The following is a 13707-nucleotide window of genomic DNA, read 5'->3' as shown; positions in this document are numbered from 1 at the left end:
CCACTGAATCATGCACGGCGAAAGCGCTCAGGGGTGGTGCCGGCGATCTGCTGGAACATGACGATAAAGGCCGACGCGGAGCTGTAGCCGACGTCCAGCGCCACGTCCTGCACCGTCTTGCCCTGCTCGAGCAGCGACACGGCGTGCAGGAAACGCAGACGCTGGCGCCATTCGCTGAACGACATGCCCAGATCCTGCTGGCAGCGGCGCGACAGCGTACGCTCGGTGGTGTAGACCCGAGCCGCCCACGCCGCCAGCGAGGTGTTGTCCGCCGGGCAGTGCTCCAACGCTTCCAGCACCGGCGCCAAAAACTTGTCGTCCGACGACGGCAGATAGGTTTGCTGGCGCGGCGACAGACGCAGTTGGTCGATCAGCACCTGGCACAGGCGCAAATCCTCCTCCGCCTGCGGAATGTACTGTTTGCGCGCATAGAAATCCTCGGCGATGGCGCGGAAGATTGGCGTCACGCTCACCAGGCAGGGATCGGCGGGCATGCCGGCGCACAGTGCCGGCGTGATGTCCACCATGCGGCACTGCGCCAGCCGTTGGTTGTAACAGGAGTGTTCGATGCCCGCCGGCGCCCACAGCACGAACTCCGGCGGCGCCAGAAAGCGCTGCCCGCCGATGCGCAGCACCATCACCCCGGCTTTAACCCACATCAACTGGCCCCAGGTGTGGCTGTGCGGCTGGAATTCGGTGCGCGCATTGAACTCCTCGCAGCGGAACTGCACCGGGTTGGGTGCCGGGATCAGCGACTCGGGGAAATGGCGGATTTCTGGCATGGTTTCGTCCCGTGATTTGTCTTGTTTACGCCAATTTTTGTCTGGATATCGCTATATATGATAAACCGGACACGCGTAGACTAGCCAGCATGTTGGACGTTATTGAGAATAATTATCATGAATATGCTCTTCCCGCTGTTGGCCGTGCTGATTTGGTCGATTAACGCCGTCGTCAGCAAACTCTCCGCCACCGCCATCGATCCGGCGGCCATTTCGCTCTACCGTTGGCTGCTGGCGCTGATTGCCCTGACGCCGTTCGTGCTGCCGGGCGTGCTGCGCAACTGGGCGCAGGTGCGCGCCAACTGGTGGAAGCTGATGATCCTCGGCCTGCTGGGCATGGTGCTGTATCAAAGCCTGGCCTATTACGCGGCGCACAGCGTCAGCGCGCTGTTTATGGGCATCATCGTGTCGCTGATCCCGCTGCTGACCATCCTGATCAGCATCGTGCTGCTGCGCATTGCCCCGACCGTCGGCGTACTGCTCGGCAGCATACTCTCCTTCGGCGGTTTGATCTGGCTGGTCAGCGGCGGCCAGCCCGGCGTGCTGCTGCAGCACGGTATCGGCAAGGGGGAATTGATGATGCTGCTCGCCACCGCCTCTTACGCGCTGTATGGCGTGTTGACCAAACGCTGGGCCATCGCGCTGCCGAACTGGCAATCGCTGTACGTGCAGATCCTATTCGGCGTGCTGCTGCTGCTGCCTAATTTCCTGATGGCGCAGGATGTCGGCTTGAATGGCCATAACCTGCCGCTGGTGCTGTTCGCCGGCATTCCGGCTTCGATCATCGCCCCGTTCCTGTGGATCCAGGGCGTGATGCGCCTAGGCGCCAACACCGCCTCGATCTTCATGAACCTGGCGCCGGTGTTTACCGCCGCTATCGCCGTGCTGTTCCTGCATGAGCAGTTGCACGGTTACCACCTGATCGGCGGCGGCATCACCCTGCTGGGCGTTATCCTGTCGCAGCGGCTGCGCACGCCGCTGACGCGTAAAACCAAAGCCCCGGCGGCCAACGTCGAGTCCTGCAAAGAACAGGCTTAAGGCAGCAGCCTGAAGCGCACCCGCACCAACAGGCCGCCCAGCGCGGCGGAGCTCAGCAGCTCCGGGCGGGTGCCGTGATAGGCGGTGATGTCCTTCACCAGTGCCAGCCCCAGGCCGGCGCCCGGCTGATCGCCCACGTTGTCCAGCCGGTGAAACGGCTGCAACGCCAGCGCCTTATCCTGCAAGGCGATGCCGGGGCCGCTGTCTTCAATCTCCAGCACGCCTTCCCCCGCCGCCTTATCCTGAGTGAGGCGGGCGGTCACTATCCCCTGACGCGGCGTGTATTTCAGCGCATTGTCCAGCAGATTGGCACACAGTTCGGCCAACAGCAGCGGCTCCCCCGCCACCTGACACGCCGCCTCGCCTTCGAAACCCAGATCGATCTGTTTGCTGCGCGCCTGCGGCAAGCGGGAAAAGCAGGCGTCGCGCAGCACCTGCGCCAGATTGACCGGCTGCAGCTGGCGCTCGGCCTGGTGCTCGCTGGCCTTCAGGCGTGAGAGGTGCAGCAGGCGATCGGTCAGCGCCACGGTATTATCCAGCGTCGCGCTCATCGCCTGCAGGCTTTCACGCCACTGCTGCGGCCGATCGCTGGCCAGCGCCACCCCGACCTGAGTCTTCAACACCGCCAGCGGCGTGCGCAGCTGGTGGGAGGCGTCGGCGCTGAAACGTTCCTGACGCGCCACCATCAGCCGCAGCCGTTCGATGTAACGATTGAACGCCACCAGCAGCGGCTGCATCTCCGACCATGGCAATACCCGCGGCAAGGGCGTCAGCTCACCCGGATCGCGCCGCAGCATGATGCCGGAGAGTTTACGCATCGGTTTCAACACCCGCTTGAGCAGCGCGAACGCCAGGATCAGGGTCAACACCACCACCGTGCCCTGGCTCAACAGCGCCGCGATCATCATCTGCCGCGCCAGGTAACGGCGCGACTCCAGGGTTTCCGCCACCAAAATGGTCGCCATGCCGCTCACCCCCGACTCGTTGACCGGTTGAAACAGCGCCGCCACGCGGATCGGCCGGCCGAGGTATTCCGCATCGTAAAAATGCACCAGCGCCGGGTAGAGCGTGGAGCGCGGGATATGGGGCGGCAAAGGCGGCAAATCGTCATAGCCCGAAATGCTTTTCCCCTGCGGCGAAATCACCTCGTAATACAGCTGATCGTTCATGTTGCGCTCGAAGCTGTCGAGCACCACATAGGGCACATCGACCGCCAGCTTGCCTTCGCGCACCACCAGCCGCTCCGCCACGGTGCGCGCCGACGCCAGCAGCGTGCGATCGTAAGCCAGGGTGGCGGCGCTCATGGCGCTGAAATAGTGGGTGTAGATAGAGATGCCGCCCAACGCCAGCAACGGCAGGCCAAAAAACAGCAGCAGTTGATAGAACAGCGAACGCGGCGCGTTAAACCACCGCATTGCACAGCTCCAGGCTGTAGCCCAGGCCGCGCAGCGTGACGATCGCCACGTCGCTGCCCTGCAGCTTTTTCCGCAGGCGGTGTACGTAAAGCTCGATGCTCTCCGGGTTGGCTTCGTCGGACAGCGTGAACACCTGTTCGAACAGCTGTTGCTTGGCCACCGGGCGGCCGCGCCGGTGCATCAGCGCGGTCAGCACCGCCAGTTCGCGCGGCGTCAGCGCCAGCGGCTTGCCCTCCAGCAGAAAATAGCCTTCGTCGTGATAGGTCAACGCGCCGTACTGCAACGCCGGCTGCGGGGCGCCGACGCTGCGGCGCAGCAGCGCCCGGATGCGCGCTTCCAGCTCGTCCAGTTCGAACGGCTTGGTGAGGTAATCGTCCGCCCCCAGATTCAGGCCTTTCACCCGGTCGGCCACGTCGGTGCGTGCCGTCAGCAGCAGAACCGGCAGATCCTGCCCGCGCTTGCGCAGGCGCGCCAGCAAATCCAGGCCGTTCATACGCGGCAGCGCCACATCCAGCACCGCGAGCGCATAGCGTTCGTTGAGCAGCAGGTGATCCGCCGCCACGCCGTCCGGGGCGACGTCAACGGCAAAGCCGGCGCCAGTCAGCGCCTTTTGCAACCAGTGAGACAGCTCGGGGTGATCTTCAACCAATAACAGTCGCATGTTCCCATTCCATTGATTTACCTGAACAACCTGACGCCGACACGGCGCCTGTTAACAGGCCGATAACAGAGAATGGCATGGAAAATAAGGGGATAAAAGAGCGCCGCGCCGCCAGTTTTGGGAGCTGGCACACAATTATGCGTATGGGGCGCGATCGCAGGGCGGAGTCAGATCAGCGGAATGGGGCTATCGGCAACGGCGATGTCCAGCACCGGGCGCAGTTTGTCGGCGGTAAACGGTGAAGAAACCAGCACGGAGCGGTTGTTGACGGCAAACACCAGATCGATGCCGGTCACGCAGGCGGTCATCTGGCAAGCATATTTTTCACCGTCGGCGTTGACGAAATGCAGCTCAAAAACGCCAACGTCGGCACGCAGTCGCTTTAAACGGCACTGCCCGGTTTTTCCCGTCATTTCAGCGTAAACCTCAGGCAACCGTTTAATCGCACCTACTTTGGCGCTGTCCCTGCCACCAAACAATTTCCCTAACGAAAACATATCACTGCGTCTCTATTCATTTCACCGATCGTGATTTTATCGCGAAAGCAGAACGGCAAACCTGATATTACGCAGGATTTTGCCCGGTTTTGCGCCCTGTTCTTGCCCGCTTTTCTATGGTAGCGCATCCGTTATTCGCCGGCGACAAGAGACCCTAATCACAGACTGGAAACTTTTCCGGCCACTGAAAGGTAAATGAAAGGTTGTTGTTTTAACAATCCTGCAACCGCACCCGGCGGGATTTCACAATCAGAACAATACCGAGGGCAAGTCACAATGAAAAAAATAATGACCCGTACCTTTACCGCCGCCGCCCTGCTGCTGGCAGCCAATCAGGCCTTTGCCGTGGAAGCGCCCAAACGCACCGAATGCATCGCGCCGGCCAAGCCCGGCGGCGGCTTCGATCTGACCTGCAAGCTGATTCAGGTGTCGCTGCAGGACACCAAGGCCATCGATAAACCGATGCGCGTCACCTATATGCCCGGCGGCGTCGGCGCGGTGGCCTACAACGCCATCGTCGCGCAGCGCCCGGCGGAGTTCGGCACCGTGGTGGCCTTCTCCGGCGGTTCGCTGCTCAATCTGGCCCAGGGCAAGTTCGGCCGCTACAACGTGGACGACGTGAAATGGCTGGCGGCGGTCGGTACCGACTACGGCATGATCGCGGTGCGCGCCGACTCGCCTTACAAAACCCTGAAAGACCTGATGGACGCCTTCCAAAAAGATCCCAACAGCGTGGTATTCGGCGCCGGCGCCTCCATCGGCAGCCAGGACTGGATGAAAACCGCGCTGCTGGCGCGCGAAGTCGGCGTGGATCCGCGCAAGATGCGCTACGTGGCGTTCGAAGGCGGCGGCGAGCCGGTTACCGCGCTGCTCGGCAACCATATCCAGGCGGTCTCCGGTGATCTAAGCGAGATGGTGCCTTACCTGCAGGGCGACAAGATCCGCGTCCTGGCGGTGTATGCCGAGCAACGTTTGCCGGGCCAACTGGCCGACATTCCGACCGCCAAAGAACAGGGATACAGCCTGGTGTGGCCGATTATTCGCGGCTTCTACGTCGGGCCGAAAGTCAGCGATGAAGAGTATCAGTGGTGGATCGACACCTTCCAGAAAATGATGGCGACCGACGAATTCAAGCAGCAGCGCGATCTGCGCGGCCTGTTCGAATTCAACATGACTGGCAAAGAGCTGGACGCCTACGTGAAGAATCAGGTTGCCCAGTACCGTGAGCAGGCGAAAGTGTTCGGCCTGGCCAAATAACCGCAGGGGAAAACCATGAGCGATCGTATTTTTGCCGGCTTTTGGCTGCTGCTGTGTATCGGCGGGCTGTTCATCGGCTGGGGCATCCAAAGCGAATACAGCTATGAACCGCTGGGGCCGCGCCCGTTCCCGCTGGCGATCCTCAGCCTGATGGCGCTGTGCTCGGCCCTGCTGTTGCTGCGCCGCCCGCAGGCGGTGGAGTGGCCGCACAACAAGGTGCTGCAGCGGCTGCTGGTGCTGGTGATCACCCTGGTGCTGTATGCCTGGGGCTTTGAATGGCTGGGCTTCCCGCTGGCGACCGCGCTGCTGACGTTCAGCATCGGCCTGCTGTTTCAGGCCAGCCTGCCGGCGGCGGCGATCTCCGGCGTCGTCATGGGCGCAGTGCTGTATTACGCCTTTGACCGCCTTCTTGATGTCACACTGCCGCTCGGCGCCTGGCTGAGCTAACGGGAGCGATGATGGATACCTGGATGTATTTGACCCAAGGGTTCGAAGTGGCGCTGGTGCCGCAGAACCTGATTATCGCCCTGATCGGCTGCTTCGTCGGCACCATCGTCGGCCTGCTGCCGGGCCTCGGGCCGATCAACGGCGTGGCGATCCTGCTGCCGCTGGCGTTTGCCCTCAAGCTGCCGGCCGAATCGGCGCTGATCCTGCTGGCGACGGTGTATATCGGCTGCGAGTACGGCGGGCGCATCTCGTCGATTCTGCTCAACGTGCCGGGCGACGCGGCGGCGATCATGACCGCGCTGGACGGCTACCCGATGGCGCAGCAGGGGCGCGCCGGCGTGGCGCTGTCCATCTCGGCGGTCAGCTCGTTCGTCGGCTCGATGATCGCCATCGGCGGCATCATCCTGTTCGCGCCGCTGCTGGCCCGCTGGTCGCTGGCCTTCGGCCCGGCGGAGTATTTCGCCCTGATGGTGTTCGCCATCGCCTGCCTCGGCAGCATGATGAGCCAGAACCCGCTGAAATCGCTGCTGGCGGCGCTGATCGGCCTGGGGCTGGCGACGGTGGGCGTCGACGCCAATACCGGCGTTTACCGCTTTACCTTCGACAGCGTGCACCTCTCTGACGGCGTGCAGTTTATCGTGGTGGTGATCGGCCTGTTCTCGGTCAGCGAAATCCTGCTGATGCTGGAAAGCACCAGCGCCGGACAAAAGCTGGTGCGTAAAACCGGCCGGTTGCTGTTCAACCGCAAAGAGGCGGCGCAGTGCGCAGGCCCTACCCTGCGCTCGTCGGTGATCGGCTTCTTCGTCGGCATTCTGCCGGGCGCCGGCGCCACTATCGCCAGCGCGCTGACCTACATGACCGAGAAGAAAATCAGCGGCAACAGCGACACCTTCGGCAAGGGCGACATCCGCGGCGTAGCGGCGCCGGAAGCGGCCAACAACGCCTCGGCCTGCGGTTCGTTCATTCCGATGCTGACGCTGGGGGTGCCGGGTTCCGGCACCACGGCGGTGATGATGGGCGCGCTGACGCTGTATAACATCACCCCCGGCCCGGCGATGTTCACCGAACAGCCGGATATCGTCTGGGGGCTGATCGCGGCGCTGCTGATCGCCAACGTCATCCTGCTGATCATGAACCTGCCGCTGGTCGGCCTGTTCACCCGCATGCTGACCATCCCGCTGTGGTTCCTGGTGCCGGCGATCGCCGCGGTTTCGGCGGTGGGGGTTTATGCGGTGCACAGCACCACCTTCGACCTGCTGCTGATGGTCGGGTTGGGCGTGTTCGGCTACATCCTGCGGAAAATGCACTTCCCGATGTCGCCGCTGATTCTGGGCTTCGTGCTGGGTGAGATGCTGGAGCAGAATCTGCGTCGCGCGCTGTCGATCAGCAACGGCGAGTTCGGCATCCTGTGGAGCAGCAGCATCGCGCAAACGCTGCTGGTGCTGGCGGTCGCGGTACTGGCGCTGCCGCCGCTGCTGCGCCTGATGCGCAAACGCCGCCAATCGGCGATCGAGGCCAAGGCCGAGTAACGCGAAACGGGCGGGGAATCCCCGCCCGTTTCGTTTAACGGCGCAAGGCCGCAATTCCCCTTTCCAACGCATCGATATCGCCATCGGCGAGCAGGGGCTGAATCACCGTAAAGTCCGCCTCCGACAAGTCATAGAGGCGCAAGGCAAGCAACCGCGCGATGACCTCCGGCGCGAACCGCCAACGGATAAACCTCGCCGGATTACCGCCGACGATGGCATAAGGCTCAACATCGCCGGCCACCACGCTGCCGGCGGCGACGATCGCCCCCTCACCTATCGAGATTCCCGGCATCAGCATCGCCCGCATGCCGATCCAGCAACCGTCGCCCAGCCGGGTATCGCCTTTGGGGCGGTACGCCTGCTTGATGGTTGCCATAAACGGATACAGGCTCAGCCAATCGATGCGATGGGTATGGTTGCCGCCCATCAGGATCACCGCTTCGGCCGCGATGCACACGTAATCGCCGATCAGCAGGCGGTCTATGTCGCCCAGCGGCTGCCATTGCCGGCTGACCGCGTCGCCGTGCAGATAGCGCACAACCGAGCGTTCGAAGCCGTTATCCCAGCAGTCGCTGTAGTAGCTGTGGGTGCCTTTGACGATAATATTCGGGTTGGTCACCGTCTGATGCAGCAGCTCGGTGTTGGACCAGTGTTTTTCGGACATGGCGTATTCTCTGGTTACGGGAATAAAAGCCACGGAACGGAATGTCTGTGGCCGTGTTGTCGTTCACTCAACACGGCCATTCAAGCGATAAGCGCTCGTTTCAATCTCGGGTTATTCATCATTGCCGCCTCTCTTGCGAGGCGTAATGGTAGCCGATCACGCCTCGGCGGTCTTGCTTTTCAACAGCAGCACCCCGCCCATCACCAGCGCGCTGCCCAGCAGCTGCAGCTGATTCATGTTTTCCCCCAGCAGGAAATAGGCGATCACCGCGGTGAACACCAGCTCCAGCGACAGGATCAGGTTGGCCACCGCCAGCGGCAGCGTTTTCAGGCTGATATTGTACAGCCCGAAGCCCAGCAGCGTCGGCCCGGCGGCCAGCGCCAGCAGCAACAGCCAGCCGCTCCACTGAATGCCCTGCGCGCCGTGCGACAGGAACCACAGGGAGCCGGCCATGCCGTGGAACGCCGCCAGCGGGAACGCCGTCAGCGCCGCGTTGAACACCAATTGGTACAGCGCCGAAAAACCGAACACGTACAGGATGGTGTTCCACACCGGATAGCCGCGTTCGCTGGCCACCCGCCCGCCGAGGGTATACAGGGTATAGCCGATGCCCGACAGCATCCCCACCAGCAGCCCCAACAGATCGAAGTGGCTGTTCCCCATACTGTCGCCGTTGCTGACCAGGAAGCAGCCGCCCAGGCTGATGGCGATCACCAGCAATTGGCGCAGCGTCAGGCGTTCGCTGTACATCACCCAGCCGAGGAACACGGTAAAGCCCACCGAACAGTAGGTCAGAATGGTCGCCACCGATGCGCCGTTCAGCGCCACCGACAGCGTCCACAGGCTGTTGAACAGCGCCAGCAGCAGCCCGTAAAGCGCGTAGAATGCCACCTGTTTACGGCGCAGGCGCGCCCACTGCGGTTTCACCAGCAACAGCAGCGGCAACAGCACCAGCGCCACCAGCGCCGCGCGCCAGAACGCCAGCACGAAGGTCGGCAGGTGATAGTACTCGGTCAGCGCGCGGATGATGATGGCGGTAAAGGCCAGCAGCATGGCGCTGATAATGGCGATGACGTAACCCTGGCTGCTGCCCTGAAAGAGGCGCGCGCCGGGCAGCGCCGGCCGGGCGGAAACGCCTGACGGTAATGACATGAGATCCTCGGAAAAATGGCGACATAAATGCTCAGGCGCACAGTGTAACGCGGCCATTTTTTCTCACTATAGCCACTTTGCGGCGTTGTCATGCAGGCCACTTTTCTGCGCTTGAAGCCCTGTTGACATGGGGTATAGTAAAAATCTCTCTCCATAACCGGGCCAATTTCCCATGCATATCCCGTTGGATCGCGAGCAGGACGTTCCGCTCTATTTACAGATCGAAGAAGCGCTGCGGCGCGCCATCCTCACCGGCGTATTCGTCGATGGCGACAAACTGCCCTCGACGCGCACGCTGGCGGCCGAACTGGCGGTCAGCCGTTTAACGGTGGATAACGCCTACGCCGAACTGGCGGCCAAGGGCTTTTTGCATCAGCGGCGCGGCAGCGGCGCCTATGTCGCGCACCCGCAGGCGCAAACGCGCCCGGCCCGGCCGAGCAGCGATGCCCCTTTCCCGCTGGAGAGCTTCACCACCCTCACCTCGCGGCTGGACGGCTGCGCCGACGCCCCGCTGCCGGAGGGGCTGATCAACTTCGCCGCCGGCGTCGGCAGCCCTAAGGTGTTTCCGCTGGAGGCGTTTCGCAAAGTGCTGCTGTCGGTGCTCAGCCGCCACGCGGAAGAGGCCTTCAGCTACGGGGAATACTGCGGCTACTACCCGCTGCGCGATACGCTGAGCCGCATTCTCAGCGCACAGGGCATCCCCACGCAGGCGGAACAGGTGCTGATCACCAACGGCTCGCAGCACGCCATCAGCCTGGTGGTGCAAAGCCTGCTGGCGCCGGGCGATACGGCGATCGTCGAAGAGCCGACCTACGCCGAAGCGCTGGGCCTGCTGCGCCAGCACCGCGTCAATATCGTCACCGTACCGGGCGACCGACACGGCATGCGGGTGGATTTGCTGCCGGAATTGTTAGAACGCCACCGCCCCAAACTGATCTACACCATCCCCAACTTCCACAACCCGACCGGCCGCTGCCTGAGCGAGGCGCGGCGGCGACGCCTGCTGGCGATCGCTCAACAGGCCGGCGTGGTGATCCTGGAAGACGACTTCGTCGGCGATCTGCGTTATCAGGGCAAACAGCTGCCGTCGCTGCGCGCGCTGGCGCAGCCGGGCGCGGTGATCTACGTCAGCACCTTCTCCAAAATGCTGCTGCCCAGCATGCGCATCGGCTATCTGGTGGCGGACAGCGAACACTATCAGCGTTTCGCCAGGCTGAAACACGTCGACAGCTTCACCAGTTCCAGCCTGATCCAGCGGGCGCTGGACGCGTTCGTCACCGTCGGCCGTTACGACAAGCAGCTGCGGCGCGCCGGGCGCGTCTACCGCCGCCATCTGGAGGTGATGATTGATGCCTTGCAACGGCGGCTGCCGCCGGGGTGCCGCTTCGAAACGCCGCAGGGGGGCTTATTTATCTGGCTGACGCTGCCGGCGACGGTGACCACCACCGAACTGATGCCGGTCGCCTGGCGGCACGGCGTAACCTTCGCACGCGGCGAATGCTTTTATGCGCAGGAACAGCTGGGCGCGCACGGCCTGCGGCTGAACTTCGCCGCCAACTCACCGCCGCAGATTGAAGAAGGTATCGCCCGGCTGTGCCGGGCGATTGAGGAGGTGTTAAAGTAGTGAAATAAAATATTAAAATCACTTTAATAAAAACTTTGATTTAATATTGCTAGGTTTTACCTTCAGCTCGATGTAGCAATACATCATTATTATCCATTGTGGTTTTATCAAAGCTCGACACATTGGCAATAATAGGCTGTCTTAAATTTGCAGATGCTATTAAAAGCTCTTGACCAACTCGAGCTTTATTGATGGCATATCCTAACTCAATAATGTTTATCCCTGACTTGGAGTAAAACCTATGAACAAGTGGATGGTCATCATAGGAAAGTAACCAATGTGCTTTTTTTCGCTTCAAAGAGCTAGCAAATCGTTGGTGTTGAACTTCAGAAAAGCAGAAGGCATTATAAATATTCTTACCTTCTTTAACATATGGAGGATCGGCATATATAAAGTCATTAGCAGACAGTCGAGATATAGCATCAATAGCATCTTTATTTGTGACTATCAGCTTATCAGATACAGCTACAATTTTTTTTATCCGATTAATTAGTGTTGAGCGAGTGAAGCGGCAATTAAGTAAATAATCGCCTAATTGTGCCCGCCCACCAATAGGGCCCGCATGAAACATGCCAGAACGGTTTGTTCTATTTAGAAACAGAGCAGAAAAACCTTTTTCCTCTTGAGAAACATTATTTCTCTCAAAATAGACTTCCCTCCAATGATGCCATCTATTTATGCTTATTTCTTCTTTTTCCACCCGATTGATTAAAGCGTCAGGATTAAGCTTGAGCGTCTCCCAAAAAGCAGAAACAGCTGGGTTGGCATCATTAAGAACAAGTTTATCGACTAAACCTGTAAGCAACAGAGGCAAAGTTCCTCCAGCCCCACCGCAAAAAGGTTCAACCAATTTACATCCTTGAAGTTGATTTGTGATGATAAATAAGGCAAGAAACTTTGAGAGCTTGCCTTTTCCACCAGGATAGCGAAATGGTGAAACATCAGAAGGAATGACAGGCATCCCTAGGCTACGCCTAATAGACTGTTTATTAAGCATTTCTAATGTTTCTTTCTCATATACCTGCATAAATCATCACCATTTTTAAAAATCCTTATACATTATACAGCTAAAACTTCATTTTTTGAATCTATAAATACTTTTAAAAAATGATCAGCAAGAATTTGTAGCTTAGCTTGGATATGCTTTACTTCTAACTCAGTAAGAATATCTTTATCACTGTGTGTTGCCAAATTCGCAATATTCTTGCCATCGTTTTTGAAATTTTTAATTGCTTCTTTTATTAACTTTACATCATCCTGGATCAGCTTGCTTGTGTTAGAAATATAATATTCAAGCAAACTATCGAGCTCTAAATATTTGTGTTTTGCATTTTTCTTATAATCATCATGCAACTCCGTCGATTTAATATGAATAGTCAACATAACCTGTATAATAGTACGACTAAGTAGCACAGAGGCATGTTTATATGTCATGCAATTGATTTTCTTTGCCTCTTCTATGAGTGAATTTAGCTTATAATAATCAGTAATTAACAGCGTTTTTTTGTTCAAAAGTTTGTAACTTACCCTTATTCTTTTTGTATTCCCATCGTCAGGTTTTGGTTGCGTTGAGTTATTATCATTATTACTTTCTAACAAATCATCACTATCATCATCTTCATTACTAAAAAGCCCAAGGTCAATATCCTCTGAAGTTCCAGGCTCGTCAGAATAAACATCTGGCTTGTCAAAGCTTGATATTAAAGACTCCAACTCTAACAGGTAATCTTGCATCTCTTTAGAGTTCTCTTGACGTGTAGTAAGAGTTTTTTCAAAATTGGAATCTCTAGCCAATTTGGCCAATATCACATCAAATGCATCATGACTGATTCCATTTAAAACCATCCCTCCCCTATCATCTATTTTTACCCTCGCTATCTTTTCTTTAAAATCAGAGCGTTGCATCAACCTAAGAATGGCTTCAACTTTAATATTATCAATATCTTCAAGTATTAATGCCTTCTCATCTAGAGACAAGTCATTGAGATCTACAATATAATCTGCAATACGAGAAAAAAGTATTACAGTTTTTATTCTAGAGATGGAAACAGTGTTGTTTATCATACCCCTTAGTTCTTGAACAGAACTGCATTCATTCAAGAGGTCAATATAATATGCACCCTGCGTATAAACACTCCATCTTTTTATCGACTCTTTTGTATGTTTTGATGCTATGTACGACCTAGCTGAAGCACGATTATTAAGCTCAACAATATTTATCTTCTTTATCGTATCAATTACATACAAATAGTTCTTATGTTTCTTTATTCTGTTTATTTGACCTTCATAATTGGTCCCCTTTAATAATTCGGGTTTTTTCAGTATTTTACAAGCAGATAGCCTTCTATTTCCTTCAACGACTATTCTTTTTGAGGAGCCAGAATCGTCCGGAATAGCAATTAACACTTCATCCGGCTGAAACCCATTCTGCAATATAGATCTACACAGACTCATAACATCATAATGATTAACCAACGTGGATATTATATTTTTCTCGGTACCAATCTTCCCTCTTTTTCTATATCCAATAAGCCTAGGATTGAGCTCATCCAATTTCAAACTAGATAAAGAACGAGAGCCAAGCTTTATTTTACCAAACATTCCATCCTCACATTTAACTATAATTTCACAACGATAGAAT

Annotated in this window: 13 protein-coding genes; 5 read left to right on the top strand and 8 right to left on the bottom strand. The window is 57.4% G+C overall.

Going from position 1 to position 13707, the window contains the following annotated elements; genetic code table 11:
- Positions 1 to 8: 8 nt before the first annotated feature.
- Entirely contained in the window at positions 9 to 782 is a 774-nt protein-coding gene (locus ACJ8HB_RS05665) for an AraC family transcriptional regulator (RefSeq protein ID WP_033635354.1), read from the bottom strand.
- A gap of 117 nt (positions 783 to 899) precedes the next feature.
- On the opposite strand from ACJ8HB_RS05665, the gene ACJ8HB_RS05660 reads away from it, so the two are divergent.
- Positions 900 to 1820: a DMT family transporter gene (locus tag ACJ8HB_RS05660; protein ID WP_047571181.1), complete on the top strand. Its 921-nt coding sequence runs from the start codon at positions 900 to 902 to the stop codon at positions 1818 to 1820.
- On the opposite strand, the gene ACJ8HB_RS05655 is transcribed toward ACJ8HB_RS05660, so the two are convergent.
- From ACJ8HB_RS05655 to ACJ8HB_RS05645, 3 genes are all read right to left on the bottom strand, one after another.
- Positions 1817 to 3235, bottom strand: a complete 1419-nt coding sequence (locus ACJ8HB_RS05655) for a sensor histidine kinase (protein ID WP_033635356.1) — start codon at positions 3233 to 3235, stop codon at positions 1817 to 1819. The genes ACJ8HB_RS05660 and ACJ8HB_RS05655 overlap by 4 nt on opposite strands.
- On the bottom strand, positions 3222 to 3896 hold the full coding sequence (gene tctD, locus ACJ8HB_RS05650; protein WP_033648064.1) for a transcriptional regulator TctD: 675 nt from the start codon (positions 3894 to 3896) through the stop codon (positions 3222 to 3224). Before tctD ends, ACJ8HB_RS05655 begins: the two co-directional genes overlap by 14 nt.
- Before the next feature lie 167 nt (positions 3897 to 4063).
- A complete protein-coding gene (locus ACJ8HB_RS05645) occupies positions 4064 to 4309 on the bottom strand; it encodes a hypothetical protein (RefSeq protein WP_223307145.1) in 246 nt (81 codons plus the stop codon).
- A gap of 360 nt (positions 4310 to 4669) precedes the next feature.
- Between ACJ8HB_RS05645 and ACJ8HB_RS05640 the strand changes: the two genes are divergently transcribed.
- Genes ACJ8HB_RS05640 through ACJ8HB_RS05630 form a run of 3 tightly spaced genes read left to right on the top strand, consistent with a single transcriptional unit; the run spans position 4670 to position 7626 of the window.
- Complete coding sequence (locus tag ACJ8HB_RS05640; protein WP_033635359.1) at positions 4670 to 5650, top strand: Bug family tripartite tricarboxylate transporter substrate binding protein; 981 nt, start codon at positions 4670 to 4672, stop codon at positions 5648 to 5650.
- A 15-nt stretch (positions 5651 to 5665) separates the two neighbouring features.
- Positions 5666 to 6097 (top strand): tripartite tricarboxylate transporter TctB family protein, encoded by a 432-nt coding sequence (locus ACJ8HB_RS05635; RefSeq protein ID WP_033635360.1) that lies wholly within the window; start codon positions 5666 to 5668, stop codon positions 6095 to 6097.
- 11 nt (positions 6098 to 6108) lie between these two features.
- Positions 6109 to 7626: a tripartite tricarboxylate transporter permease gene (locus tag ACJ8HB_RS05630; RefSeq protein ID WP_033648067.1), complete on the top strand. Its 1518-nt coding sequence runs from the start codon at positions 6109 to 6111 to the stop codon at positions 7624 to 7626.
- A gap of 34 nt (positions 7627 to 7660) precedes the next feature.
- Here ACJ8HB_RS05630 and ACJ8HB_RS05625 read toward each other — a convergent pair whose 3' ends face one another.
- Both ACJ8HB_RS05625 and ACJ8HB_RS05620 read right to left on the bottom strand, forming a co-directional pair.
- Positions 7661 to 8290: a CatB-related O-acetyltransferase gene (locus tag ACJ8HB_RS05625; protein ID WP_033653746.1), complete on the bottom strand. Its 630-nt coding sequence runs from the start codon at positions 8288 to 8290 to the stop codon at positions 7661 to 7663.
- Positions 8291 to 8446: 156 nt separating this feature from the next.
- Positions 8447 to 9442 (bottom strand): DMT family transporter, encoded by a 996-nt coding sequence (locus ACJ8HB_RS05620; RefSeq protein ID WP_047571178.1) that lies wholly within the window; start codon positions 9440 to 9442, stop codon positions 8447 to 8449.
- Between the two features lie 172 nt (positions 9443 to 9614).
- Between ACJ8HB_RS05620 and pdxR the strand changes: the two genes are divergently transcribed.
- A complete protein-coding gene (gene pdxR, locus ACJ8HB_RS05615; protein ID WP_047571176.1) occupies positions 9615 to 11066 on the top strand; it encodes a MocR-like pyridoxine biosynthesis transcription factor PdxR in 1452 nt (483 codons plus the stop codon).
- A gap of 49 nt (positions 11067 to 11115) precedes the next feature.
- Here the strand turns inward: pdxR and ACJ8HB_RS05610 are convergent, their stop codons facing one another.
- Positions 11116 to 12093, bottom strand: a complete 978-nt coding sequence (locus ACJ8HB_RS05610; RefSeq protein ID WP_072021616.1) for a DNA adenine methylase — start codon at positions 12091 to 12093, stop codon at positions 11116 to 11118.
- A 32-nt stretch (positions 12094 to 12125) separates the two neighbouring features.
- Entirely contained in the window at positions 12126 to 13667 is a 1542-nt protein-coding gene (locus ACJ8HB_RS05605) for a hypothetical protein (protein WP_141240919.1), read from the bottom strand.
- Positions 13668 to 13707 lie beyond the last annotated feature (40 nt).

It is taken from the genome of Serratia sp. CY27727 (assembly GCF_052169275.1).
Classification (GTDB): domain Bacteria; phylum Pseudomonadota; class Gammaproteobacteria; order Enterobacterales; family Enterobacteriaceae; genus Serratia; species Serratia sarumanii.
Note: the sequence above shows the minus strand (reverse complement) of the source record. Positions and strands in the feature narration are given on the sequence as shown.

Coding starts and splice junctions, on each gene's coding strand:
- ACJ8HB_RS05665 (WP_033635354.1), bottom strand. CDS start 782: ATGCCAGAAATCCGCCATTTCCCCGAGTCGCTGATCCCGGCACCCAAC.
- ACJ8HB_RS05660 (WP_047571181.1), top strand. CDS start 900: ATGAATATGCTCTTCCCGCTGTTGGCCGTGCTGATTTGGTCGATTAAC.
- ACJ8HB_RS05655 (WP_033635356.1), bottom strand. CDS start 3,235: ATGCGGTGGTTTAACGCGCCGCGTTCGCTGTTCTATCAACTGCTGCTG.
- tctD (WP_033648064.1), bottom strand. CDS start 3,896: ATGCGACTGTTATTGGTTGAAGATCACCCCGAGCTGTCTCACTGGTTG.
- ACJ8HB_RS05645 (WP_223307145.1), bottom strand. CDS start 4,309: ATGACGGGAAAAACCGGGCAGTGCCGTTTAAAGCGACTGCGTGCCGAC.
- ACJ8HB_RS05640 (WP_033635359.1), top strand. CDS start 4,670: ATGAAAAAAATAATGACCCGTACCTTTACCGCCGCCGCCCTGCTGCTG.
- ACJ8HB_RS05635 (WP_033635360.1), top strand. CDS start 5,666: ATGAGCGATCGTATTTTTGCCGGCTTTTGGCTGCTGCTGTGTATCGGC.
- ACJ8HB_RS05630 (WP_033648067.1), top strand. CDS start 6,109: ATGGATACCTGGATGTATTTGACCCAAGGGTTCGAAGTGGCGCTGGTG.
- ACJ8HB_RS05625 (WP_033653746.1), bottom strand. CDS start 8,290: ATGTCCGAAAAACACTGGTCCAACACCGAGCTGCTGCATCAGACGGTG.
- ACJ8HB_RS05620 (WP_047571178.1), bottom strand. CDS start 9,442: ATGTCATTACCGTCAGGCGTTTCCGCCCGGCCGGCGCTGCCCGGCGCG.
- pdxR (WP_047571176.1), top strand. CDS start 9,615: ATGCATATCCCGTTGGATCGCGAGCAGGACGTTCCGCTCTATTTACAG.
- ACJ8HB_RS05610 (WP_072021616.1), bottom strand. CDS start 12,093: ATGCAGGTATATGAGAAAGAAACATTAGAAATGCTTAATAAACAGTCT.
- ACJ8HB_RS05605 (WP_141240919.1), bottom strand. CDS start 13,667: ATGTTTGGTAAAATAAAGCTTGGCTCTCGTTCTTTATCTAGTTTGAAA.